Annotated in this window: 19 protein-coding genes and 1 tRNA gene; 13 read left to right on the top strand and 7 right to left on the bottom strand. The window is 43.7% G+C overall.

The genetic code is table 11. The features are described 5' to 3' along the window. Window positions 1–252 precede the first annotated feature (252 nt). The 9 genes from JFC07_RS09610 to JFC07_RS09650 all read left to right on the top strand — a co-directional run bounded on the left by JFC07_RS09610 (window position 253) and on the right by JFC07_RS09650 (window position 10,476). Complete coding sequence (locus JFC07_RS09610) at window positions 253–1,887, top strand: CTP synthase (RefSeq protein ID WP_198328932.1); 1,635 nt, start codon at window positions 253–255, stop codon at window positions 1,885–1,887. A gap of 245 nt (window positions 1,888–2,132) precedes the next feature. After that, the gene (gene kdsA, locus JFC07_RS09615; protein ID WP_198328933.1) at window positions 2,133–3,008 is read left to right on the top strand and encodes a 3-deoxy-8-phosphooctulonate synthase; all 876 of its coding nucleotides are present in this window, start codon (window positions 2,133–2,135) and stop codon (window positions 3,006–3,008) included. 45 nt (window positions 3,009–3,053) lie between these two features. Further along, window positions 3,054–3,308 (top strand): hypothetical protein, encoded by a 255-nt coding sequence (locus JFC07_RS09620; RefSeq protein WP_068407125.1) that lies wholly within the window; start codon window positions 3,054–3,056, stop codon window positions 3,306–3,308. A 237-nt stretch (window positions 3,309–3,545) separates the two neighbouring features. Beyond that, on the top strand, window positions 3,546–3,770 hold the full coding sequence (locus tag JFC07_RS09625; RefSeq protein ID WP_198328934.1) for a heavy-metal-associated domain-containing protein: 225 nt from the start codon (window positions 3,546–3,548) through the stop codon (window positions 3,768–3,770). Window positions 3,771–4,081: 311 nt separating this feature from the next. Continuing rightward, a complete protein-coding gene (locus JFC07_RS09630; RefSeq protein WP_198328935.1) occupies window positions 4,082–6,430 on the top strand; it encodes a heavy metal translocating P-type ATPase in 2,349 nt (782 codons plus the stop codon). Between the two features lie 331 nt (window positions 6,431–6,761). After that, window positions 6,762–8,078 (top strand): phosphopyruvate hydratase, encoded by a 1,317-nt coding sequence (eno, locus tag JFC07_RS09635; RefSeq protein ID WP_193032172.1) that lies wholly within the window; start codon window positions 6,762–6,764, stop codon window positions 8,076–8,078. A gap of 130 nt (window positions 8,079–8,208) precedes the next feature. Next, window positions 8,209–8,517, top strand: coding sequence for an FtsB family cell division protein (locus tag JFC07_RS09640; RefSeq protein ID WP_068407112.1), 309 nt, complete (start codon window positions 8,209–8,211; stop codon window positions 8,515–8,517). Window positions 8,518–8,632: 115 nt separating this feature from the next. Next, a complete protein-coding gene (gene ispD / locus JFC07_RS09645; protein ID WP_226928933.1) occupies window positions 8,633–9,424 on the top strand; it encodes a 2-C-methyl-D-erythritol 4-phosphate cytidylyltransferase in 792 nt (263 codons plus the stop codon). 437 nt (window positions 9,425–9,861) lie between these two features. After that, complete coding sequence (locus JFC07_RS09650) at window positions 9,862–10,476, top strand: BLUF domain-containing protein (protein WP_227678299.1); 615 nt, start codon at window positions 9,862–9,864, stop codon at window positions 10,474–10,476. Window positions 10,477–10,871: 395 nt separating this feature from the next. On the opposite strand, the gene JFC07_RS09655 is transcribed toward JFC07_RS09650, so the two are convergent. From JFC07_RS09655 to pyrC, 3 genes are all read right to left on the bottom strand, one after another. After that, a tRNA-Glu gene (locus JFC07_RS09655) sits at window positions 10,872–10,947 on the bottom strand. A gap of 353 nt (window positions 10,948–11,300) precedes the next feature. Continuing rightward, the gene (rnt, locus tag JFC07_RS09660; protein WP_068407276.1) at window positions 11,301–11,984 is read right to left on the bottom strand and encodes a ribonuclease T; all 684 of its coding nucleotides are present in this window, start codon (window positions 11,982–11,984) and stop codon (window positions 11,301–11,303) included. A 298-nt stretch (window positions 11,985–12,282) separates the two neighbouring features. Continuing rightward, entirely contained in the window at window positions 12,283–13,353 is a 1,071-nt protein-coding gene (pyrC, locus tag JFC07_RS09665) for a dihydroorotase (protein WP_193032168.1), read from the bottom strand. 332 nt (window positions 13,354–13,685) lie between these two features. On the opposite strand from pyrC, the gene JFC07_RS09670 reads away from it, so the two are divergent. After that, window positions 13,686–14,924: an argininosuccinate synthase gene (locus JFC07_RS09670; RefSeq protein ID WP_198328936.1), complete on the top strand. Its 1,239-nt coding sequence runs from the start codon at window positions 13,686–13,688 to the stop codon at window positions 14,922–14,924. 132 nt (window positions 14,925–15,056) lie between these two features. On the opposite strand, the gene JFC07_RS09675 is transcribed toward JFC07_RS09670, so the two are convergent. Next, complete coding sequence (locus JFC07_RS09675; protein ID WP_193032166.1) at window positions 15,057–16,334, bottom strand: hypothetical protein; 1,278 nt, start codon at window positions 16,332–16,334, stop codon at window positions 15,057–15,059. Between the two features lie 155 nt (window positions 16,335–16,489). Between JFC07_RS09675 and JFC07_RS09680 the strand changes: the two genes are divergently transcribed. Continuing rightward, window positions 16,490–17,029 carry a L,D-transpeptidase gene (locus tag JFC07_RS09680; RefSeq protein WP_198328937.1) on the top strand — a complete coding sequence of 180 codons (540 nt, stop codon included), beginning with the start codon at window positions 16,490–16,492 and terminating at the stop codon, window positions 17,027–17,029. 123 nt (window positions 17,030–17,152) lie between these two features. On the opposite strand, the gene JFC07_RS09685 is transcribed toward JFC07_RS09680, so the two are convergent. Together JFC07_RS09685 and JFC07_RS09690 are read right to left on the bottom strand one after the other, a co-directional pair. After that, window positions 17,153–18,847, bottom strand: coding sequence for a CYTH and CHAD domain-containing protein (locus JFC07_RS09685; RefSeq protein ID WP_198328938.1), 1,695 nt, complete (start codon window positions 18,845–18,847; stop codon window positions 17,153–17,155). 284 nt (window positions 18,848–19,131) lie between these two features. Further along, window positions 19,132–20,718, bottom strand: a complete 1,587-nt coding sequence (locus tag JFC07_RS09690) for an isocitrate lyase (RefSeq protein WP_068407094.1) — start codon at window positions 20,716–20,718, stop codon at window positions 19,132–19,134. 746 nt (window positions 20,719–21,464) lie between these two features. Here JFC07_RS09690 and JFC07_RS09695 point away from each other — a divergent pair. Together JFC07_RS09695 and JFC07_RS09700 are read left to right on the top strand one after the other, a co-directional pair. Then, window positions 21,465–22,454 (top strand): LysR family transcriptional regulator, encoded by a 990-nt coding sequence (locus tag JFC07_RS09695; RefSeq protein WP_068407091.1) that lies wholly within the window; start codon window positions 21,465–21,467, stop codon window positions 22,452–22,454. 372 nt (window positions 22,455–22,826) lie between these two features. After that, the gene (locus JFC07_RS09700; protein WP_198328939.1) at window positions 22,827–24,215 is read left to right on the top strand and encodes an NAD-dependent succinate-semialdehyde dehydrogenase; all 1,389 of its coding nucleotides are present in this window, start codon (window positions 22,827–22,829) and stop codon (window positions 24,213–24,215) included. A gap of 141 nt (window positions 24,216–24,356) precedes the next feature. Here the strand turns inward: JFC07_RS09700 and purN are convergent, their stop codons facing one another. Further along, entirely contained in the window at window positions 24,357–25,034 is a 678-nt protein-coding gene (purN, locus tag JFC07_RS09705; protein ID WP_198328940.1) for a phosphoribosylglycinamide formyltransferase, read from the bottom strand. Window positions 25,035–25,051: the final 17 nt, after the last annotated feature.

Genomic DNA, 25,051 nt, shown 5'->3' on the forward strand with positions numbered 1-25,051 from the left:
TAGATGGGCTATTTTATTACTTTTATTGAGTTTTTGCCTTAACTGACTGGCATTAATCCTTCGGGGTGAGTTTTTTTGTTGTGACCTTTTTAAAGCTGCAGTGGGTTATAATAGCTACGTATTTACGATGATTACGCACTGAAGATGATTAAGCGTTAAAAACTGAGTGTTTTAAAGAGTTTGCGCTTTTGCCCTATATTTTGTGGCGTATTTTTAGTAAAATCCTTTTTTACCAATTACCGACAGAGTACTATGACCAAGTTTATATTTGTGACCGGTGGGGTAGTGTCCTCACTAGGAAAAGGTATTACCGCAGCCTCTCTTGCCGCAGTCCTTGAAGCACGTGGCGTGAGCGTGACGATGACCAAAATGGATCCGTATATCAACGTCGATCCAGGCACGATGAGCCCGTTTCAACACGGCGAAGTGTTCGTCACCGAAGATGGCGCCGAGACCGATTTAGATTTAGGCTACTATGAGCGCTTTTTACGCCATTCAAAGATGAGTAAGAGCAATAACTTCACCAGTGGCCGTATCTATCAGAACGTTTTGAATAAAGAGCGCCGCGGAGAATATTTGGGCGGTACGGTACAGGTGATTCCGCATATCACTGACGAAATTAAAAGCAAAATCCTTGCCAGTGGCGAAGGCTACGACATCGCCATTATCGAGATTGGCGGTACGGTCGGTGATATCGAGTCACTTCCCTTTATGGAAGCGGTACGCCAAATGCAAGTAGAGCTTGGACGCAATCGCGCCATGCTGATGCATTTAACACTAGTGCCTTATATTGCCAGTGCAGGTGAAACCAAAACCAAACCTACCCAGCATTCGGTAAAAGAGCTACGTTCTATCGGTTTGCAGCCAGATATCTTGATCTGCCGCTCTGACCACCATATCTCACAAGACAATCGCCGCAAGATTGCGTTATTCACCAACGTCGAAGAGCGCGCAGTCATCATGTGTGAAGATGCGCAAAGTATTTATCAAATCCCGCGTACCCTGCATGAGCAAGATCTTGATGATTTAATCTGTGAGCGCTTTGGTCTTGATGTACCAGAAGCGGATTTAAGCGATTGGGATAAAGTGGTCGAAGCTCAGCTCAACCCTGAAGCGGCAGTGACGGTTGCGATGGTAGGTAAGTATGTTGAATTGCCAGATGCTTATAAGTCTATCAACGAAGCTTTGCTACACGCTGGTATCACCCATAAAGCCGACGTCAAAATTGACTATATCGATGCCGAGCTGTTAGAAACCGATGATGCTTTATTTGCTCGTCTAAACGATGCCGATGCTATTTTAGTACCGGGCGGTTTTGGTGAGCGCGGTACCAATGGCAAAATGAAAGCCATTACTTATGCGCGCGAAAATAACGTACCTTATCTTGGTATTTGCCTTGGTATGCAGCTGGCTGTGATTGAATATGCGCGTAATGTGCTGCATATCGATGCCAATTCTTCTGAGTTCCATCGTACCGCGGCCGAGCCTATTATTGGTTTGATTACTGAGTGGTTGGATGAGCGCGGCGAATTGCAGATTCGTAGCGATGATTCAGACCTTGGTGGCACCATGCGTTTGGGCGCTCAGCAAGCGGAACTGGTGGCGGGTAGTAAGCTTGCGCAAATTTACGGTTCAACCAATATCACTGAGCGTCATCGCCATCGTTATGAGATGAACAATCGTTATATCGAGCCATTAGAGCAAGCAGGTATGACGATATCGGGTTATTCTGCTAAGCAGCATTTGGTTGAATCGGTTGAGATTCCTAACCATCCTTGGTTTGTCGCCGTACAGTTCCATCCTGAATTTACCAGCTCGCCACGCGGTGGTCATCCACTGTTTAACAGCTTTGTCAAAGCGGCAAGGAATTATAGCGATAATAAATAGTCGTTATCGCACAACCGCTTAATAATCATAAAAAGACTGATCTTCGGATTGGTCTTTTTTTTGGCTTTAATTCAGACTTTTCTAATGACATTTTTTATAGGTACAGCTTTTATATCAGGCAGTTAAAATTATCAATTACGCTTGGATACTTTTTTTCATTGAGCTATCGGTTACAATAGGAAAAGTCAGATGAATAAACGTTGTTGATAACGACAGTAAATAACAATAATGAGGGTCAGCACTTCATGGAACATTTATTAACCGCACAATCACATATCAAGCTCGATACGCCAAGTGGCAAGACGATTAATATCGGTAACGACCAGCCGTTTGTCTTATTCGGTGGTATGAATGTTTTAGAGTCCAAAGAATTGGCGTTTGAGATTGCCGAGCAGTATGTGGATATCTGTCAGCGTTTGGGCATTGGCTATGTCTTTAAAGCCAGCTTTGATAAAGCCAACCGTTCAAGCTTACATTCATATCGCGGGCCGGGTCTAGAGCAGGGTATCGATTGGCTAGGGCAAATTAAAGAAAAGTTCCAAGTGCCGATTATCACTGACGTCCATGAACCGTATCAAGCAGCGCCCGTTGCTGAAGTGGCTGATATTATTCAGCTACCAGCGTTTTTATCGCGTCAGACTGACTTGGTGCATGCGATGGCAAAAACCGATGCGATTATTAATATCAAAAAGGCGCAGTTCTTAGCACCGCACGAGATGCGTCATATCGTCAATAAATGCCTTGAAGGCGGTAACGATAAGCTGATTTTGTGTGAGCGCGGCAGTGCCTTTGGTTACAACAATTTGGTCGTCGATATGCTGGGTTTTGATACCATGAAGCAGATGGATGTCCCCGTGTTTTTTGATGTGACGCACAGTTTGCAGCAGCCGGGAGCGCGTAGTGACAGTGCTGGTGGTCGCCGTGAGCAAATCACCACCCTTGCTCGTGCAGGTATGGCGACAGGTTTGGCAGGTTTGTTTTTAGAAGCGCATCCAAACCCAGAAGTGGCGAAATGCGATGGCCCGTGTGCGTTGCGAACCAGTCAATTAGAGCCGTTTTTGCGTCAGCTTAAGCAGATTGATGAGTTGGTCAAAGGCTTTGAGGTATTGGATACGCATTAATGCTATAAATGCTATAAATGCTATAAACGACGAGAGGATAAGATCATGGCGATTAAAGTTGCACAAGTAAGTATCGAGAATATCGATGATACCGAAGGGTTTGAGAGCGTGATGACGGCGCTAAAAAACATTACTGGTGTCACAGAAATTGAGCTACAGCCTGAAAACAGAATGGCATTTATCCATTATGATGATACCAAAACGACGGTGCATGCATTTGTTGCGGCAATCAGCATGGTTGATTACGTGACTCAGCCGTTTCCTATCGATGCCCCGCAAAACCCGCGTTACCATGATTAGAGATTACAGCTTACTCTTGTTTTAGAAATAGGAAGTGTGGCTTGTCGTTTTGGTATAAATTCATGGCTTTATTAATACAGTGATAACCAAACTTACTTGTTGTTAGCAGTAATACGTCTTATGCTAGTTGCATGCTGTATTGATAATTAAGCGCATAAAGAGCATTATCAAAACAGTTTTTGCACATTATAAAAAATTCACTAATAAAAAATCCGTTATAAGAATAAGGAGCCCCTCATGGCAAACCAAACTAGAATTATTAATATTGATGGCATGACTTGTGGTGGTTGTGTGGCAAGTGTTCATACCGCGACTGACGGCATAGACGGCGTAGAGACAATCTCTGTTGATTTGGCTGATAATTTAGCGACCGTGACCTTTGATGACAGTAAGACCAGTGCAGAAGCTATTGCATCGGCTATTGAAGAAGCGGGCTTTGATGCCACCGTCGCTAACTCTTAAGATTATTTATATTTATAAAAGAACCGGCTCCTGATGGCTGGTTTTTTTAATGGCTAAAAAATAATGAGGCAGCAATAACTAACGTCTTTTCATTTATACGCAATAGCTCTTGATGAGTTGCAAGCATAGAAAAAGTTGAATTACCGCCAATCATAACCATTTAGTATTTATCCCAGTAAGTTTAGAAAAGGGCGCTTCAAATACGCTTTCGTCTAACACCTTTATCAAGCTATTGAGCTTTTTTTCGCGCAAACGAATGCCTAAATATCTAAACGCTATCATGCGTTTTAACGCAATAACGAGTTCTCTCTATGAATGACGCTACCCGTACCGCTAACAATGACCCTTATGAAGTTGAGACTGATATCCAGTCAAATACGCCGCTTGCGCCCAAGCGTGCGCACCTGCAACTGGCGATTGAGGGGATGACATGTCAGGCTTGTGCGTCTCGCATCGAAAAAGTCCTTAATAAGAAGCCGGCGGTCTATGAAGTCAATGTCAACTTCGCTGGTGAGACGGCTAACGTCGATTATGATCCAGCGCAAACCACGCCTGAGCAAGTGACAGAATGGGTCAATAAAACTGGTTTTGTGGCCAATTTGCAGGCCACTGATAGTTTGTTTGCTAAGTCGGATGAAGATACCGCAACTGAATATCCATGGCGCTTGATTGCGCTGTGGGTTTGTTTGCTACCGTTCTTGGTTGGTATGGCAGGCATGCTGGTTGGGCAAGGCATGGCGTGGATGCCGCCTGTTTGGATTCAGTTTATCTTAGCGACCATTGTGCAGTTTGGCTTAGCATTGCCTTTTTATAAAAGCGCTTGGGCCTCTATCAAAGGTGGTCTTGCCAATATGGACGTATTGGTGGTCATTGGCACGGTAACCATTTGGGCGTATTCTACTTATTTATGGCTGACCCATGGCGATCGCACGTTAAGCAGCTTATTGCAAAGTGGGCATGCAGGCGGACACGGACCCGCTGTTTATTTTGAAGCAGGGGTAATGGTTATTGCCTTTGTGCGTACGGGTAAATATCTTGAAGAGCGTACCAAAAAGCACAGCTTAAACAGTATTGATTTATTATTATCCCTAACACCTGATGAGGTTGAGCAGCAACAGCCAAATGGCGATTTTTATAATGTCGCGCTACAAGCGGTGCAAGTAGGCGATATCCTGCGTGCCAAACAAGGCAGCCGCGTGGCAACCGATGGTGTCGTTATCGGCGGTGCTGGCTGGTGCGTTGAGAGTCATTTAACTGGCGAGTCCGTACCGCTTAAAAAAGAAGCAGGTGATGTACTGCTAGCAGGGGCGTTGGTCGAAAATGGCAGCTTACTCTATCGAGTCAGTGCAAAGGGTAGCGATACCAAGCTCGGTGATATGGTACAAGCGCTGAGCGATGCACAAGGCTCAAAAGCCAATTTAGCGCGCCTTGCTGACAGAGTGACGGCTATTTTTGTCCCTGTGGTAGTAACGATTGCCTTGGTTACTTTTGGGCTGACGTGGTGGCTCACGGGTATGGTTGATACTGCCTTGATGCATGCGGTGTCGGTGTTGGTTATTGCTTGTCCATGTGCGCTTGGTTTGGCAACGCCAGCGGCTATTATGGCCGGTATGGGCGTCGCCGCGCGTCATGGCGTTTGGTTCAAAGACGCGCAAAGCTTAGAGGCGGCAGGTAATATCGATACCGTAGTGCTCGATAAAACCGGTACACTGACTATTGGTAAGCCTACCATCGTCGATCAGGTCATGGTGGATAAATCGCTTGCCGTCGATGATGTGCTGCAAATTGCCGCAAGTGTTGAGGCGCACGCCAGCCATCCTTTAGCGACGGCGTTGATTAACGCGGCTCAAGAGCGTAACTTGCCATTGATGACTGTCACCGATATCAGTGTCATCAAAGGTGCGGGCATACAAGCAAATATCGAAGGCTTAGGTATGGTAAAAGTTGGTACGGCAGAGTTTGCTCATTTAACCCTGCCAAAACTGATGCCAAAAGTATGGCAAATTGCCAGTACTGTCGCCATTAGTATCAACGATGAGCCGCTAGGCGCGTTTGCCTTAGCTGATGATTTAAAAGACGACACGCCGCAGGCAATTACTGCGCTACAAGATGCGGGTATCAATGTCATTTTGATGAGTGGTGATAAGCAATCGGTCGTTGACCATGTGGCAGGGCAGCTGTGTATTGAGCAAGCGTACGGTAAAATGAGCCCGCGTGATAAGGCGAGCCAAATTGCCCTGTTACAAACAGCGGGTCACAAAGTGGCGATGGCAGGCGACGGCGTCAATGATGCGCCAGCGATGGCAACCGCCGATGCCAGCTTTGCGATGTTTGAGGGTACGGATGTTGCTCAGCATAGTGCCTCTGCGCGCTTGATGGGTGAGTCGCTCATGCATATTGATGCGGCGCAAAAAATTGCCAATGCAACGGTGCGCAATATCAAGCAAAATCTATTCTTTGCCTTTATCTATAATTGCCTCGGTATTCCTTTGGCCGCTTTTGGTTTCTTAAACCCTATGATTGCTGCCGCAGCGATGGCGCTCAGCTCTATTTCGGTATTGATGAATGCGCTACGTCTGACGCGATTCAAAACCGAGGTTGAGCTAAATAACACTGTCTCTAATACTCATACTGACAGTAAGCATTTAACAAAAGCATAAATGCCAAACTGCCTGTTATATCGCCGCTGTTATTAGGGATTAAAACCCCTCTTTAATGGCTGATATTACAGGCGATATTTAATTTTATGGGCGCAAGTTGGGGTAAGATAAGGGAAGTTTTACAAAATTTATGCTATGATGCCAAGCACGATAGCTGACACTTAAAGTATTAGATAAACCTTTAATAATACATAAAACCAGCCAATGATATGAATAGATGCTGCTGGTTTTGCTATAAGTGCTATACGATATTTTGTTTTACCTTTTTTGTATTGTAGTTGCCGTTATTTATCCCTCAAACTTGGCATGACCATAGGAATTAACAGACATTATGTACGCTGAAGAAACCACCAACGTCGCCGCAATTATAGACATTCGCGCTCGTGAGATTTTAGACTCGCGCGGTAACCCAACGATTGAAGCTGATGTCATCTTAGCTGACGGCACGATTGGCCGTGCTGCTGCCCCAAGTGGCGCCTCAACGGGCTCACGTGAAGCGCTTGAGCTACGTGATGGCGACCAAAGTCGCTATATGGGTAAAGGCGTCAAAAAAGCCGTTGCCAATGTCAATAGCCAAATTCGTAGCGCGCTGATGGACAAAGACGTCACCGAACAGCAAGCGATTGATGACGCTATGATTGCGCTCGATGGTACAGAAAATAAAGACAACCTTGGCGCTAATGCCATGTTGGCGGTGTCTTTAGCATCAGCAAAAGCAGCTGCTAAGTCGCAAAGCCTGCCATTGCATCAGTATATTGCAAACTTGCGCAATCAGACATCATTAACCATGCCAGTACCGATGATGAACATCTTGAACGGTGGCGAGCACGCAGACAATACCGTTGATATCCAAGAGTTTATGATTGAGCCGGTTGGTTTTACCAGCTTTTCAGAAGCGCTGCGTGCGGGGACAGAGATTTTCCATAGCTTAAAATCAGTATTAAAATCACAGGGCCTAAATACCGCGGTCGGTGATGAAGGCGGCTTTGCCCCAAACCTACGTAGCAACGAAGAAGCCATCACCGTGATCATGCAAGCGATTGAACAAGTCGGTTATAAAGCAGGCGATGATATCCATTTGGCTCTAGACTGTGCTGCCAGTGAGTTTTATAAAGATGGTCAATATATTTTGGCAGGCGAGGGTAATAAATCCTTTGATAGCCAAGGTTTTTCAGATTACCTCGTAGGCTTGACGCGTCAATATCCTATTATCTCTATCGAAGACGGTCTTGATGAGTCGGATTGGGATGGCTGGAAATACCTAACTGAGCAGATTGGTGATAAAGTCCAGTTGGTTGGCGATGATTTGTTTGTGACCAACCCTGCTATTTTGCAAGAAGGCATTGATAAACACATTGCCAATGCGATTTTGATTAAGTTTAACCAAATCGGCACCTTGTCAGAAACCCTAGATGCGATTTATCTAGCGAAGAAAAATGGCTATGCAACGATTATCTCGCATCGTTCAGGTGAAACTGAAGACAGCACTATTGCAGATTTAGCAGTTGGTACAGCAGCGGGTCAAATCAAAACTGGCTCACTATGCCGCTCAGACCGTGTCGCGAAATACAACCAGCTACTACGTATCGAGCAACAAGTACGTGCAAGCTACCGTGGCCGTGAAGAGTTTATCGGTCTACGTGGCTAATCAGCTGAGTAGCTGAAAAGTTAGGCTTAAAGCTAAGCGCTATATTGTCATTCACAGGATGATATAGCGCCTAATTTAATCAGATTTTTGTTTTAATTATTATCTCTTTATTACTTGGCGTTAATACTTTATGAAATACTTTAGCCAATTTATCTTACTTGCTTTAGCGGTCGCTGTACTGTTAGGGCTGCAATACCAGTATTGGCTGGGTGAAAACGGTCAATTTGAGCATCATAAATTATTGACCCAGATTGAAGAACAACAGCGTTTAAATGACAATCAAGTAGCGGCAAATAACTTGCTGCGTACGGACGTTCATGATCTAAAAACCGGCCTTGAAGCGGTAGAGGAACACGCGCGTTTAGATTTAGGCTTGATTAAGCCAAATGAAACCTTTGTACAAGTATCAACAGCGCCGACAACCCATAGCCGTTATTGATTCTATCTACTCCAAAATAAATGATTACCTATAATTTTTTCTGCTTATATTTAAAGTACGATTTTTTTTAACTTCCTTTTTATCCAATCCAGTCATATCATCATGGAATCTGACCATGAGTATCAATCAAAACCACCTTATGAATACCACACCACATATACATGCCATGATTGTCGCTGCGGGTCGCGGTAGTCGTTTTGGTGCATCAATCGCCAAACAATATACCAAGCTACAAGGGCAGACCTTGTTACAACATAGCGTGGCACGGCTTGCGAGCAGTCGTTATATTGATCAGTGTTTATTGGTGATTGCAAAAGATGATCATACGGCGCAGACGCTTAATTTTGCATTGCCTATTGAATATACGAGCGGTGGAGCAGAGCGTTGGCAATCCGTGCAAGCAGGGGTAGAGGCGCTTATTAGGGCAGGTGCGCATGACTCAGACTTGGTGCTTATCCATGATGCCGCGCGTCCAGCGGTGCCTCAACAAGATATTGATAAAGTGATTAAAGCCGCGCTGCAAGAGCCGTATGGCGCTATCTTAGCGACCCCAGTTGCCGATACCCTAAAACAATCCTATACAGCGTCCTATAAGCACGCTAGCGCTGTCTCCGAAGCTATTAATAGCGCTAAAGGTAAACAGCATTCTTATGTTGAACGTACGCTTGAGCGTAGTAATATGTGGCAAGCGCAAACGCCGCAAGTCTTTCGCTTAGCTAAGCTGCGGGAAGTGTTGGCGTATGTTGAAGAGCATGACCTTGCTATCACCGATGAAGCAAGCGCGTTTGAGTACTTAGCGCTGCCAATTCGTTTGGTCGTTGGCAATCGGCAGAACATTAAACTTACCTATCCTGACGACGCCATCCTGCTTACCGCGATTCTTAACGCCCAGTCCCAATTGTCTTAAAAGATTCTCACCACCGTCACTATTTGCATTTCTCATTCTTTCCCCTGCTAAGTATTTCACTATAAATTTTCTATTCTCAAGTTCTAAATTGAGATGACTCTTCTCATAGCATCCATTTTTCATCTTTATTTTTCTAAGATTTTAGACCGACTGTTGAATAAAAAAGCATTTATTTATGCTATATGTTGAATATAAATCTTATTAAAGCAACGTTTAGTATTAATAAGTAGTCATTTGAAATAAACATATATTGCTTTGATGACGAAATTAGCCTATGATGTAACCAACTTAATACAATTAATATAAACATTTATAAATCAATAATATAACAAGCCAATTTGTTACTTCTAAATGCCTTGTTGCTCTATTTTTTCTAAAATGAGTATGGTTGTCTTAGCTACATTTACCTGATAATAGGGAGAAGCTGATTGTCAACAGTGAATGATTCGACAAATCCAGTAACGCCAGATCTCTGCCAGCTTGTATATCTGAGCCACATTACGTCGACTGGTCTTGCAAGTGCGAGTACGCTTAATGACATCGCAGAGGTCGCGATTGAGCGTAATCAAGCCGATAACATTAGCGGTATCCTTTGCTACGGCAATGGCTACTTTTTTCAATGTGTAGAAGGGTCAGAGCAAGCATTGACCAATCTGAAAAATCGCTTGTTGGTCGATGATCGACATAAAGATTTAAAAATATTGGATTTTTCGGCGATTGCTGAGCGCCGTTTTGCGGGTTGGTCGCTACGCTCGATCACTCTTGAGCGCTGGATGATGAATGAGCCAAAGCTAAAATCTTTTATGCCATTTAAGCCCCATACTTGGGAAGTTAATGGCTGGCAGCAATTTTTAGATATTCTGCAAGGTTATTATGAAGACCAAGAAAAGACTGGTGAGCTTGATACCCAGCCGATAAAATACAGTACGCTAGGGGTGACCTTAGGTAAAGTCGTCGGTCAGCATCAAGCGTTTTTCTTAATTCAAAGTGTCTTAGCGGGCTTAATCGTGTTGGCGCTGCTTTGGTTGATGTTAGCCGATAAGATTTGGTAAATTGTTGTAAATAATTAGCGCATAGATATTTAAAAAGCCAGCATTCAGTGCTGGCTTTTTGCTGCGAGAGAATAATGTAAATCATGCTCACTTTATTTATGAGTATTTATAAATATTGATGAAAGACAGATATAGTCAAAATATTCTAAAAACGCTACGGTACTGCTGATATCAATTTTTTGTAGCCTCTGTCTGCGCAAGCACAGCAAGCAAGAAAAATTGATATCAGCAGTACGTGATGTATCGATATTAAGTTTCACTCACTATAGATATTCGTGAAAACAAATAGGTATAAAAAAACCCCACTCATATTTCTATGAGCAGGGTTTTGCTGGTGCGCTTATTAGTCTTATTGATGCTGTACAGCAAATTTGCTAATAAGTGACGCCAAATAGTGGCGTCCCCAGGGGGATTCGAACCCCCGTTACCGCCGTGAAAGGGCGGTGTCCTAGGCCTCTAGACGATGGGGACTAGTAACAACGCTTCAGCTGCTTTCACCATTTATGCTGAAGTGGTGCGTATTTTAATGGCGACCGCGCTTGCTGTCAAGCCTTTTTCGACGTCTTTTTGAAATTAAGTATCTTTTTTTAAGCGCGCGCCGTGGATGTAGGTCTTTTCGTTTTAAATGATGCCGAATCCACAACGACGTACAAGCGCTAATGGTTAACGCCAGTAGCATGTAACCGATAATGGTTGCCCATAATTTAACCTGTGGTTCCATAGCAAAGTCCCTTTTTGTTAAGCTCACCTAATCCATAATAGGTGATTAGCTATAGATAACACTATTCATTGAGTTTAACAATGCAAAGGGCGTATGCTTTATTTTACTTGGCGTCGTCAGCGTTACTATCGACAGTGCTGTTAGCGGCTGTCTCGGTATTTTCCTGCTCGTTATGGATAGCGTTCGCGAGCATCGGGTAGCTATTTAAAATATGACAAAACAGTTCAGCCGTCTTTTGGGTATCATAGAGCGCTGAATGCGCGTCATTACCATCAAAATCAAGCCCAGCAGCCTTACAAGCACGCGCGAGTACCGTTTGTCCAAATGCCAATGCAGACAGCGTCACGGTATCGAAAACTGAGAAGTTGTGAAACGGATTATGGTTTTTGCTGTTGGTACGCAACACTGCCGCATTTAAAAACGCTAAGTCAAAATGGGCATTATGGCCAATCAAAACGCATTGACGGCAGTCTTCAGCGCGGCGTACTTCTTTTAAGCCTTTAAAAATACGGCGCAGCGCCGTTTTTTCATCTTCGGCAATGGCTTTACGCAGTGGATTATTAGGATCGATACCGGTAAAGGCAAGCGCGCTTGGCTCAAGATTTGCGCCCTCAAAAGGCTCGATATGGGCGTTAAATGCCTCTCCTGGATAAAACACGCCTTGCTCATCAAGTAGTACAGGAATACAAGCAATCTCTAATAAGGCGTCGGTTTGCGCATTAAAGCCTGCGGTTTCGACATCGACGACAACAGGCAAAAACTTACGAAAACGCTCTTTTAAGCGCATGGGTGCTTGTTCATCTGTTGCGCCGTTACTATCGGCAGTAGCGCTTGAGCTTGAGGTAGTAGTAAGACAGGCATTTTCCGTATTAGCCAAATTGTTTCTAGGTAAGCCGGCATCATTTTGAGTGGTCATATCAGGTTAAATCGCTTTTATCAGTCGTGCTGTGGTATTGAATTAAATAAAAAACACATATCCCATGATAGGAGGTTTACTTTTGCTAAGCGAATTGGCGTTTTAGAAAAAGTGCAGACCTAGCATAGGATAGAAATAAATGCAGGCAAATAGCGTTATGTCACTGCTGTTAAGCTTTAATAGACCAAGGTAACGTCTCACCAGCCAATAGGGGCGTTAACGACGCGCCATCAAAATAAGGGTAATTGGTCGGTACTTGCATCGGCGTGTTTATCAATTTGATGGTGCTGCCATTTAATGGCAAACCATAGAACTGGGCGCCAAAGCGGCTGGCAAATCCTTCTAGTTTATCGATTTTACCTACGCTATCAAAAGCAGTGGCGTATAGCGGCAAGGCATTAGCAGCGCTATAGCAGCCGGCACAGCCGCAAGCCGATTCTTTTGCGTTTGTTGCATGCGGCGCCGAATCTGTGCCTAAAAAGAATTTTGGATTGCCACTGGTGGCGACATCCAACAATACTTTTTGATGGCTTTCACGCTTCAAAATAGGCAGGCAGTAAAAGTGCGGCTTGATACCACCGACCAATAAATGATTGCGATTAAACATTAAGTGCTGCGGCGTAATGGTCGCAGCTACTTGATTGCCTTGCTCTAAAACAAAATCGGCGGCATCACTGGTGGTGATATGCTCTAGCACAATTTTCATCGTCGGAAATTTGACGATGATTTGCGCCAATACTTCGTCTAAAAAGCGCTTTTCACGGTCAAAGATATCGACATGGTCATGCGTGACTTCACCATGTAACAGTAGTGGTAGATTGTATTTTTCTAAGGCTTCAAAAACATCGACGCAGGCATTAATATCGGTGACACCGTCGGCAGAGTTGGTCGTTGCGCCAGCAGGGTAGAGTTTGACCGCTTGCACGATACCTGATTTTGCCGCCATTTCGATATCCTGAGCGGTGGTGTTATCAGTAAGATACAAGGTCATGCGTGGGTCAAAAGCTGCTTTACGCTCCGCACTCAAATCGCTTGCTGCTAAATGCTGCAGGATGCGCTCACGGTAGGCTTGCGCCGCATCGATATTTTTAACAGGCGGTACCAAGTTTGGCATACAGATAACGCGGTTAAAGCTTTGGGCGGCGTGCGGAACGGTAGTCGCCAACGCTTTATCATCGCGCAAATGAATATGCCAATCATCTGGCTGCAGCAGGGTTAATTCTCTAATCGAATCGGTCATAGTATCTTCGCGCTCTATATCTTTATACGGCAGTAAAAGGGAGTCTAGCTGAGCTGCTATCATAACAGATTTGCCTACTTGACTAAATATGCGGCGAAATATCTGTACATAAAAGCGTTATGATTTCGTTGATAAGTAACCAGCGCCTATGTATGCATTCATGCTAATTTTCGGTGAAAACCTAGCACCGAATGGCGCTGATACTTTTGCCGCTCGTAAATATGATGTACACTGAGCAGGCAATCTATTTTTTATTTATTTCATCCTATCCTGCGCATTTTTATTTCTCATTAAATGTATTCGATAATAAATTCTTATATTAGGAGTTATTCATGGCTCAGCTTGATCCAAAAAATATTAATAAAATCGTCTTGGCCTATTCCGGCGGTCTTGACACCTCAATCATCGCCAGATGGCTACAAGAAACCTATGATGCAGAAGTGATTACGTTCACCGCTGACATCGGTCAAGGTGAAGAAGTTGAGCCGGCGCGTGCCAAAGCTGAAGCGATGGGTATCAAGCATATCCATATCGAAGACTTACGTGAAGAGTTTGCCCGCGATTATGTGTTCCCGATGTTCCGCGCCAATGCCATTTACGAAGGCGAGTATCTGCTCGGGACTTCTATCGCGCGTCCTTTGATTGCCAAGCGTTTGGTTGAAATTGCTAAAGAGCATAACGCTGATGCTATCAGTCATGGTGCGACTGGTAAAGGTAATGACCAAGTACGTTTTGAGCTTGGTGCCGTTGCTTTATCACCTGACGTGGTCACCATTGCGCCGTGGCGTGAGTGGGATTTATCAAGCCGTGAAAGCTTGATGAAATATGCCGAAGAACATAATATTGCTATCGATTATGCCGGCAATAAGAAAAAATCTCCGTACTCAATGGATGCCAACTTACTGCATATCTCTTATGAAGGCGGCATCTTAGAAGACCCATACGCCGAAGCAGAAGACGATATGTGGCGCTGGTCAGTCAGTCCAGAAGAAGCACCTGACGAAGCGCAATATCTAGAATTAGAATACAAACAAGGTGATATCGTTGCCATCGATGGCGAAGCGCTTAAGCCTTATGAAGTAATGATTAAGCTGAATGAGATTGGCGGTAAGCACGGTATTGGCCGTTTGGATATCGTCGAAAACCGTTATGTCGGTATGAAATCACGCGGCTGCTATGAAACCCCAGCCGGTACCATTATGTTAAAAGCCCACCGCGGTATCGAATCATTAACCCTTGACCGTGAAGCGGCGCATTTAAAAGATGAGCTGATGCCACGTTACGCTAAAACTATCTATAACGGCTATTGGTTTAGCCCTGAGCGTATGATGTTACAAGCCTTGATTGACAAATCACAAGAATATGTCAACGGTACCGTACGCGTCAAATTATACAAAGGTGCGGTTAGCGTCGTCGGCCGTAAGTCAGATGATTCATTGTTTGATGAAAAAATCGCCACTTTTGAAGATGATGCCGGTGCTTATGATCAAAAAGATGCCGAAGGTTTCATCCGTTTAAATGGTCTACGTTTGGCGATTGAAGCTAGCCGTGGTCGTGATTTATCGAAGTAAGCATATCTTTTTAGATTGTTCTAAATAAAGTATGAATAAAAAAAGGCGCTAATAAGTTAGCGCCTTTTTTTTGTTTTTTCAAGGGTTGTTCGACTATTTTCGTCTACTTCAAAATTTATCTATGAATTATTCTTATTGAGCCGCTTCTTTGGTTTCTTTAGCACCATCTTCATCGTCTTCCATCATAACAATTGCCACATCTTGCTGTTGACGCTCCTTGATAAGATCTTGCTCGATGACTTCTTCTGTGGCCAATTTGATACCGTCAGATTTTTGGCTTTGATATTTGAGCGCTGCTAGCCCGCCAAGTACGCCAATAACCGCAATAATGATTAGGATAACCGGATTTTTCCAAAGCGGTATAGGCGCGTCGTATTCAATCGGCTTTTCGCTGGTGGTGGTCGGCGTATTGTCGTTATTGCCGCCAATTAGACCTAAGCTTACCAAAGGCGGTTTGGGTGCGCTGGCAGGCTCCGAGGTGATGCGTAGGCGGTTACGCTGCAAATATATTTCTGAAATTTTCGCCAGTTGCAACAGCCAACGCTGGTGTGGCAAGCTTATGGCCGACATTTCGGCAAACACCAATAAGTCATTATGTTTGCCTTGCTGAGCATTCGCAGGTGAGCGCCCAATGACCTTTAAATAATTGCCCGTCGCTAGCTGCATGTCTTGGACAGGCTCATGGTTTTCAGGTTTAAATGTCGTCAACTCGTGCCAATAAGGATCAAAAGCGGGCGGGGTATCAGCGAGCTGCGCTGTGCTTAATAAAGTGCGTTCTGTGGTGTTTTTTACTTCTGTCTTTAAGTCAGGTTGTAAAGCAGCTTCTGTAGAAGTGGTTGTTGCTTCATTTTCATTAGATTCAGCCAGTTTGGCAGACGTTGGCTTATTGGCCACAAAACGCTCGACGGATAAAAACTGCGGCTGCAAGGCGAACCATTTGTCCAGCTCCTCATTATCAAGCTGGCTATATTCTGCTAAAATCGCCAGTTCACGTAAGACAATCACGCATAAAGAGGTGAGTAGTATTTGCACTTGCGGTGATGTTGCGTCAATCTGCTCAGCAATGTAATCGCTGGCTTTAATCACGCGCGCATTCTCATGAAAAATCGCATCGGCCACCTCTTGGCGATAATATAAAGTCGCATTGATGGTCGAAAAATTCATTGAATTATATCGGCGTAGTTCTTTGACGGCGGTACGAGTAAACAGTTTTTTACTCACTGCTTGGCCATCGTTATGCTGCTGATAAGCAAGTAAGGCGCTGATAATCGCTTGCAAACTCGCATCCATCGCCAAACGCGCTTGCGGTAATGACAGCTTAGCGGCGTCTGCCAATAATGACACCATCGGCTTGGTATCTTGATAGAGAAAATCATACATCGACACACGTGTCGGTGAAATAGTCGTCATAATCTGCTAGCATCAAAAAGTGTGCCCCTATATTACGGTGCCAAAAGCCTTGATACAATCCCTTAATAATAGAAAAACGCAAACATTTTGCTCGCCATTTATTCTCAACGCAGTCGATAATAACTACTGTAGATTTATGAGCGCTGGAAAACCTTATGACAAATAATGAAGAATTTAAAGAAAATTTTAACGAAAAATCTGATGTGCGACTGGTTATTAACATTGCTCAGCAAACGTTAACGCTATATAAGCACAATAAACAAATGACTCAATATACGGTATCGACCGCTAAAAACGGCATTGGCAGCCAGCAAGATAGCGGCTGCACACCCCTTGGTAAGCACGTTATCGCGGCAAAAATCGGCGGCAGTGAACCCATGAACGCGGTGTTTGTGGGACGCAAACCGACAGGCGAGGTCTATAGTGCAGAGCTTGGTAAACTGCATCCTGAACGCGATTGGATATTAAGCCGTATTTTATGGCTGAGCGGTCTTGAAGAGGGACTGAATAAAGGCAGCAATGCTCACGGCGGCTGCGATACCTATCAGCGTTATATTTATATTCACGGCACACCAGACAGCGAACCAATGGGCGTACCGCTCTCGCACGGCTGTATACGGATGTGCAATGAAGATATTTTGGAGTTATATGAGCAAGTTATCGAGGGTGTAGCCGTGACCATTGTTGCTCATTGATATTTACTTCAAAATATCGCGTTTAAAAAAAACAGCGTACTTGATAGTAGCTGTCTTTTTTTTGAATTATGTAAAAGTCAAATATAAATAACATATGATGTTAAAAAACTAGTCTCAGTATTATTACCAAAACTTATCTGCAGATTTAAGCTTAGCTAAGCGCTTTTTGGTCTTTTTCTGTGCATCTATTAAAGAGGCGTTTAACCAGCCTGCGCCGTACAAGGCATCGGAGTCTGTGCTCGCTTTATATTGATAGCACTGCTGATAATAATTGGTATCAAGTTGTTGCCTAAGCGCTTGCTGTGCTTTTACGAGACGCTTTAGGAAGCGCTTACTTTTCTTTTCAGACTTTTTAGTGCTAAGCTTTTTATTTTTGAGATTTTCATTGTCAATTAGAGGCGCTGCAAATTCACTAACATAGCGCATTTTTTCAAGCTGACGGTACAGTTTATACTGGGCTTGTTTTTCGTCCTTGGCTGGCAAGTCTATATCCTGCGCCTGCAGACTTTGCGGCTCTCTACTTTCTAAATTAACGCCTTTTAAGTTAACGCCTTCTAAACTCGCACTATCTAAATCTGTGCTATCCGCTTTAGCATTCATAGCTTCATCGAGTTTCCTCTCAGCTTTCAGCAATTTTTTATCGCGTTTGTCCAATATTTTTCTAAGCTTATGAGCGGCGCGTTTATCTGCCTGTGGTTCAAGGTTGGGGTCACTCATGGTAAAGGCTATTAGCTCAAGCAACGTCAGTTGCAAATCATTGGCACGTACCGCATCGATAGGAGTGATTTTCGCCGCTTCAATTTCTGCCGACCAATCAACACTTGGTGCCTCATGCGCTTGTAAATAGGGCTCGATATGACTGGCAAGATAAGCAAACTTGCGATAATCAGCCAGTAAAGTCGCCGTTTGTTTAAGGATGATTGCCCAATCAGGATTGAGCTCATCAGAGAAGCCTTTAAATAGCTTAAGCGCGGTAAGTAAGCGCTGAATGCCGTTATGCAATTGTAAAACATGCTCATTGTCCGTACTGCCTGCGACAATGGCGCTACTATTGGGTAATATTTGCAATAGGCAATTATGTACGACTGCCCGTATAAATGCCGGCCTGCTGCTGTCTTTATCGTCAGTTAGATCGCTAAGATTGGCGCTAACCGCTCGGCTATGTTGTTGCCCCGTAATTAACAAACCTCCGCGCTCGGCTTTGGTCACTGTCGACAAGCAGAGTTTATGGCGCTGGCACCAGTTTTTGGCAGTCGTAAATAAAAAATCTACATCGCCTGATATCAGCTCAAACTCGATTTCTTGAATGCTATCGCGCTGAGTATCATCGTTACCGTGAATAATTGCTCCGCAGTCATATGCCATTTCAATCTGATTGCTGCTGTCCTTATCACTATTATCTGTGAGCAATCGCGTTATACGCTTGACATCGGTAACATATAATCGGGTGAGCGTTTTAGCCAGTTTCGTTAATTTAAATGGTTCTAGAGCAGAGGCAATGGGAGAGTCTTGATAAATGTTCAAATCAGGCATAAGGGTATTGGTGTCCAACATGGCTTGGACTTGTTTGTTATCTAGTACCGCATTGTGCTCTAAACGCGCTGCAATACCGTCGCCACCTGCTTTGATGGTCTGCACCCACGCATCGCCTTCCTGACGAATACGTAAGCCAATACCCGCTTTAGCGAGCTGCTGATCGGGAGTGTCATAATAATGCGCGGCCAGCTGCGTGAGCTGTGAGGATTTAATATTCGCTTGGCGCATCAAACCTTTTAGTCGCGACTCTGGTACCAAAAACTTTAGCTCAATCTCTTGCATGATGGCTCCCGATTATAGTTATGAATGATTGGTAATACCTGTTAAGTAATTACCATCGTATGAAAGCTATCGAACAATGACAAGTAAAAGTTTTACTTTGGCTAATTAGCGGATACTAAATAGCTGTTAAAAAAATTTAATGGCTATTAATTAAATCGTTTTTTAATAACGTTATCGTTTGTATACAGGGAAATTTTCTAAAGTCCATAAAAAAACCGCCCTACTAAGTAGGACGGCTTTTTTATATCGGCTACTTATAAAATGTACTTATAAGTAATCGGACATTAGAACTGGTTCATGGTGTTTTTGCCACCACCAGCTTTAAGGGCGTTTTCACCTGAGAAGATTTCTTTGTGATCATCGCCAAGGTCAGAACCCGCCATTGCTTGGTGTTTAACACAAGCGATGCCTTCACGGATTTCTTTACGTTGGACGCCAGCTGCATAAGCAAGCATACCTTCTTCACCGAAGTAGCCTTTAGCAAGTTCATGAACGCTAAGTGCAGTTGTGTGGTAAGTCGGTAGCGTGATTAGGTGATGGAAGACACCCGCTTCGCGTGATGCGTCACGTTGGAAGTTCTTCGCAGCGATGTCAGCAGCTTCATCAAGCTCAGTACCGTCGTAATCAGCACTCATCAAGTTGTCTTTGTTGTAGCTTGATACGTCTTTGCCTTCTTCTTCCCACTGAGCGATAACTTGCTTACGGAAGTTTAGCGTCCAGTTGAACGATGGGCTGTTGTTGTATACAAGCTTCGCTTTTGGCTGCTCTTCTTTAATACGGTCAACCATCATTTTGATGTGTTCTACGTCTGGAGTAGGTGTTTCGATCCATAGTAGATCAGCACCGTTTTCTAGAGCGGTTACACAGTCAAGTACGACGCGGTCGATGTTGGTTTCTTCGCGGAACTGATATAGACCGTTAGCTAGACGCTTAGGACGAACCAATTTGCCGTTGTGCTTAAGAAGGCTGTCATTTTCTTTTGCTTCTTCGATGGTTACTTCTTCCATTTCTAGGAAGTCGATATATTGAGAAGCAAGGTCGCCTGGCTCATTTGATACTGGGATTTTTTGCGTGAGTGATGCGCCCTCACTATCAGTACGAGCAACGATAACACCGTCTTCAACGCCCAATTCTAGGAATGCATAACGAATCGCATTGATTTTTGCGATGTAGTCTTCATGCGGTACGGTTACTTTACCCGCTTGGTGACCACACTGTTTTGCGTCAGATACTTGGTTTTCAACTTGGATAGCACAAGCACCCGCTTCGATCATTTGCTTAGTTAGCAAGTAAGTCGCTTCTTCGTTACCGAAACCTGCATCGATATCAGCAATGATTGGCACAACATGCGAATCGAAGTTTTCGATTTTTTCTAGGATAGCTGAAGTGTCTTGACCCGCTTCTTCTGCAGCGTTTAGCTCACGGAAGTAGTCGTTTAGTACTTTAGCATCAGCTTGACGTAAGAAGGTGTAGATTTCTTCGATTAGTTTAGGCACAGACGTTTTTTCGTGCATAGATTGGTCAGGTAGTGGACCAAACTCAGAACGCAGGGCAGCAACCATCCAACCTGATAGGTAGATGTACGTTTTAGCGGTAGTACCAAAGTATTTTTTCTTAGCATACATGGTTTGCTGAGCAACAAAACCATGCCATGCACCTAGAGATTGCGTGTACTGAGACGTATCATTGTCATAATCTTCCATGTCTTGACGCATGATTTTTGCAGTATACTTGGCGATATCTAAACCAGTTTTGAAACGGTTTTGCATCATCATACGTGCGGCATCAGTCTCGCTGATATTCTGCCAGTTACCGTGCTTTTGCTTTAGTTCACGTACTAGATCAATCGCTGATTTATATGCAGTTGACATCTATAGTCTCCTTGGTGGGGTGGGGATTAAAGGGGATGTAAATTACTTAAGTAAAAATATGCAGATAAGTGTTGCCGATAAAATAATGATTCTTGGATAGAACTACACTGGCAAAAGTAAAGTTTGGGATATAAACCTTTTGCCTGAGCAATCTTTACTAAACTATAAGAAAATGATTATAAAAGCAAATAAAACCTGTCTTATTGGTCAGCTTTTATTTTTTATATTTAATTGATGCTGTTTTAGTTAAGATGTGCTTGCCAGTTAAACCACTTATTACCCTAAAGCGTACATAGCATCAATTCAACCTTAAAAACTGCCGCGAGCAAAACGCCAAATTTATAAAAAAACGGCTTGCATAATAGGGCTTACGTAATAAGTTTTCTGTCCATTTTTTAGTATAAAAATGCGATAAAATAGCAGGCATCATTGATTCGTTAAAAGCCGTGCTGATGGCATAAGATTTGAAAATGACTTATCAGCGCTTGCTAAGCACTATAGCTAGGTTACCCTGATTTATCTAGTTTATGATTATTATCTTGGGTATTTCATTTGGTTATAGTATAGATATAACAATGGCTTGAGCAGGGTAAACTGGGGTATAATAAGCGTATATTAAAATTATTTAGATAGAAAAACGCTTGATTTAAGCAGTCGCAAAACAATTTTGTAAAATAATAGAATGGAAGATGCCGCGCTTTTTTAAGCTTGTGGTGGCATTTATTCTACGGTAAAGAGAAATAGATATGAATTTGCAGCGGGTTGATTTGAATTTGTTGGTACATTTAGATGTACTACTGCGTGAAAAAAATGTCACACGTGCAGCTGAGCAGCTCGGCATTACCCAGCCGGCGATGAGTAATATTTTGCGGCGCCTACGTAAGTTGTTTAATGACCCGTTATTGGTGCGCTCATCGGAAGGTATGACGCCGACCGAGCGCGCGCTTGAGCTGCAGCCACGTATTCGTGAGATATTAGCAGATTTGACGCAAGTGCTTGAGCCGCGTACTGAGTTTCGTCCTTATAGTACCTCGCGGGTTTTTCGTATCATGACCTCAGATTATGCTGAGGCGACTTTGGTGCCAAAACTGGTCAAAGCGCTACGTTCTGAAGCGCCAAATGTGATTTTGGATTTCTTGACGCCATCTGACGTATCTTATCGCGATATGGAGCAAGGGCGCGTAGATTTAGCGATTAACCGTTTTAATGAGATTCCGCAAAGTTTCCACCAAGTATTGGTTTGGCGCGATACATTTAGCTGTTTGTTATCCGCTGAAGGGCCGTATGCCAATCGTTTTAACTTAAAAAACTATCTAAAAGCGCAGCATGTTTGGGTGTCCAAAACAGGTATGGGCGTTGGCTTTGGGGTTAATCCAGAAAAATCGGGCGGGCTTGGTTCTATCGATCAGGCATTGCAACGTCTAGGACAAAAGCGTCAAATCAGCGTCTTTACCCGTCACTATCAAATGCCAGCGATGCTTGCCGCCAATAAAGACTTGATTGCGACTTTGCCGACGCGGGTGGCGAGAATGCAGGCCAATAATGACAGCATCATTATGGAAGAGCCACCGTTCTTTATTCCTGAGTTTGAGCTGACGATGGCGTGGTCACCACTGTTACAGCATCACCCAGCGCATCGTTGGTTACGTCAACTAATTATGCATGTAGCACGGCAAGTAGTCGCCGAAGAAGAGAATCCGCCGCCAGAAATTCCCGTTATTAACCATTTGTTTTAGCAAAACTTTTAAAAAACCAGCACATGTATCATGGGCTGGTTTTTTTATTGCCTCCATTTTTATATTAAGGTTTTTAAATTAAGAAGCTCTTTGAATCAAAAGGTTCTTTAAATTTAATTTCTTAAAATAAAGTCAGTTTTTATAATGGCGTCACACTATTAACATCTTACGCACACTTCTTCATAACTTGTAAAACTACCGCTGGTGCATTTTGTTATGCTAAATGGACATTAAGAAAAAAGAAAACTAAAGCGAGCATTGTTAAGTAATTCGATAATATCGGCACACTTAACGATAGAGTATTTCTTAGTCAGCATGGCTCGTTTAATAAGTATCCATTACATAATAAGCAAATAAATAAGGACAATTATCATGGCAGATATTACCACTGTAAACCCAGCAACGGGCAAAGACATTAAAAATTACACTTATATGAGCGATGATGAAGTGAACAAAATCATCGATGCCTCGCACGCAGCGTTTTCAAAATGGCGTTTGGTTAGTGCCGATGAGCGCGCCAAAGTCATTAACTCGATTGGCGAGACGCTAATGAAGTATAAGGACGAGCTTGCGAAGCTAATGACTGAAGAGCGTGGTAAGACCTTAGAGGCAAGCTTAGCTGAAGTAGATTTATGTAAAGCGATTTGTGATTTTACCGCGGGTGAAGGCGTTGCTGCTTTAGCTGACGATGAACGCGATATCGAAGGCATTAAAAAAGGCCTAATCAGCTATGACCCTATCGGTATTATTTATGGTATCCAGCCGTGGAACTTCCCAGCTTACCAAGTATTCCGCTATACCATTGCTAACTTGATGGCCGGTAACAGTATCCTGCTTAAGCACGCATCCAACGTGACTGGCTCAGGTCAATTGATTGAAAAAATCATGCAAGAATCTGACTTACCAGAAGGCTTATTCCGTGCCTTGATTATCGATCATGATCAATCTGAAAAAGTGATCGAGCACGAAAAAGTACGCGGTGTTACCTTAACTGGTAGTGATGTCGCTGGCCGAGTAGTGGCGCAGCAAGCCGCAAAAGTACTGAAAAAGACGGTTATGGAACTTGGCTCGAATGATGCATTTATTGTGTTAGAGGATGCCGACTTAGATCTAGCAGCAGCAACTTGCGCCCATGCACGTTTATATAATAATGGCGAAACCTGTATTGCCGCCAAACGTTTTGTCGTCGTCGATAGCGTGTATGATAAATTCCGAGATTTGGTGATCGAAAAATTCAACAGCTATAAAGTTGGCGATCCAATGGAAAAGTCGACGGACGTAGGCCCGATGTCGAGTAGCAAACAACGCGATACTTTGCACAAGCAAGTACAAGAAAGTGTCAGTAAAGGCGCGACCATTACGATCGGCGGCGAAGTACCTGATAAGCCAGGCGCATTTTACCCACCAACGATTTTGGAAAACATCAAACCAGATCAACCAGCTTATAAAGATGAATTATTTGGTCCTGTTGCCGCGCTTATTCGTGCCAAAGACCAAGACGATGCTTTCCGTATTGCCAATGATAGTCGCTATGGTCTCGGCGGTGCTATCTTCTCAAAAGATGAAGAGAAAGCGATTCATTTAGCCCAGCAGCATTTCGATACGGGGATGGTTTATATCAATGGCTATAATTTGGTCAATCCAGGTCTGCCATTTGGTGGCGTGAAGGATTCAGGCTATGGCCGTGAACATGGTGGCTTTGGTATTAAAGAGTTTGTAAATATTAAAGCAGTACATGTCGTTAATAAAAAACCAGCTTAATGATTGAACTGCTTTAGATTTATCATTTGAAATGCCTCGTTATTAGGTAACGAGGTGTTTTTTTGCTATATATTATCTTTGAATTAAGCATAAAAAAGCAGAACCCGTTATGGATTCTGCTTTTTAGTTTATTAAAAAAGCTTAATAATCTAACCATAGCTTTAACGGTAAAGCCGGTAGATAAGATGATTTAGTATCCTCAGGCGGATGATCTAAGTCAATAATGCCCTTAGCAATCAGTAATAGGGTCCACGGTAAGAGTTGATGCTCCGCTTTTTGTACGCGTGCTTGCAGGCTATCCGCAGTGTCTTTGTAATTGACTTCAAGCAGCGCTTGGGTCAAAACAGCGCCGGCATCAAGCTCGGCGGTGACCACATGAATACTACAGCCATGATGGCGTTCACCCGCTTGTATCGCGCGCTGATGGGTATCTAGGCCCTTATAAGCAGGCAGCAGAGCAGGGTGCAGGTTAATCATTGGCGCAGGCGCATTATCGATAAATGAGGCGCTTAACACGCGCATAAATCCTGCAAGCACAATCACATCAGGCTGCCAAGTGGTTAATTGAGCATTAGCATGGGTTTCAAAGGTTTTGATACCCATGCGTTTGCCGCTAGCAACGTGAGATAAGACGGCGACTGGAATAGCAGCGTCATTGGCACGTGTAATGGCATAAGCATCTTCACGGTTGCTAATGACGCCAATAATTTCAATCGGTAGCGCGCCAGCTTGCGTGGCATTGATCAACACTTGCAGGTTGCTACCGCTACCCGATACCAAAACAGCGACGCGTAACGGCTTAGCGGGTTGCTTTGCCATGCTTTTTAAATTGTCGT

This window comes from Psychrobacter faecalis (assembly GCF_016107575.1).
Classification (GTDB): Bacteria; Pseudomonadota; Gammaproteobacteria; order Pseudomonadales; family Moraxellaceae; genus Psychrobacter; species Psychrobacter faecalis.

Excerpts from the sequence above, each read along its gene's own strand:
- JFC07_RS09610 (WP_198328932.1), top strand. The coding sequence starts at position 253 with ATGACCAAGTTTATATTTGTGACCGGTGGGGTAGTGTCCTCACTAGGA.
- kdsA (WP_198328933.1), top strand. The coding sequence starts at position 2,133 with ATGGAACATTTATTAACCGCACAATCACATATCAAGCTCGATACGCCA.
- JFC07_RS09620 (WP_068407125.1), top strand. The coding sequence starts at position 3,054 with ATGGCGATTAAAGTTGCACAAGTAAGTATCGAGAATATCGATGATACC.
- JFC07_RS09625 (WP_198328934.1), top strand. The coding sequence starts at position 3,546 with ATGGCAAACCAAACTAGAATTATTAATATTGATGGCATGACTTGTGGT.
- JFC07_RS09630 (WP_198328935.1), top strand. The coding sequence starts at position 4,082 with ATGAATGACGCTACCCGTACCGCTAACAATGACCCTTATGAAGTTGAG.
- eno (WP_193032172.1), top strand. The coding sequence starts at position 6,762 with ATGTACGCTGAAGAAACCACCAACGTCGCCGCAATTATAGACATTCGC.
- JFC07_RS09640 (WP_068407112.1), top strand. The coding sequence starts at position 8,209 with ATGAAATACTTTAGCCAATTTATCTTACTTGCTTTAGCGGTCGCTGTA.
- ispD (WP_226928933.1), top strand. The coding sequence starts at position 8,633 with ATGAGTATCAATCAAAACCACCTTATGAATACCACACCACATATACAT.
- rnt (WP_068407276.1), bottom strand. The coding sequence starts at position 11,984 with ATGCGCTTAAAAGAGCGTTTTCGTAAGTTTTTGCCTGTTGTCGTCGAT.
- pyrC (WP_193032168.1), bottom strand. The coding sequence starts at position 13,353 with ATGACCGATTCGATTAGAGAATTAACCCTGCTGCAGCCAGATGATTGG.
- JFC07_RS09670 (WP_198328936.1), top strand. The coding sequence starts at position 13,686 with ATGGCTCAGCTTGATCCAAAAAATATTAATAAAATCGTCTTGGCCTAT.
- JFC07_RS09675 (WP_193032166.1), bottom strand. The coding sequence starts at position 16,334 with ATGACGACTATTTCACCGACACGTGTGTCGATGTATGATTTTCTCTAT.
- JFC07_RS09680 (WP_198328937.1), top strand. The coding sequence starts at position 16,490 with ATGACAAATAATGAAGAATTTAAAGAAAATTTTAACGAAAAATCTGAT.
- JFC07_RS09685 (WP_198328938.1), bottom strand. The coding sequence starts at position 18,847 with ATGCAAGAGATTGAGCTAAAGTTTTTGGTACCAGAGTCGCGACTAAAA.
- JFC07_RS09690 (WP_068407094.1), bottom strand. The coding sequence starts at position 20,718 with ATGTCAACTGCATATAAATCAGCGATTGATCTAGTACGTGAACTAAAG.
- JFC07_RS09695 (WP_068407091.1), top strand. The coding sequence starts at position 21,465 with ATGAATTTGCAGCGGGTTGATTTGAATTTGTTGGTACATTTAGATGTA.
- JFC07_RS09700 (WP_198328939.1), top strand. The coding sequence starts at position 22,827 with ATGGCAGATATTACCACTGTAAACCCAGCAACGGGCAAAGACATTAAA.
- purN (WP_198328940.1), bottom strand. The coding sequence starts at position 25,034 with ATGGCAAAGCAACCCGCTAAGCCGTTACGCGTCGCTGTTTTGGTATCG.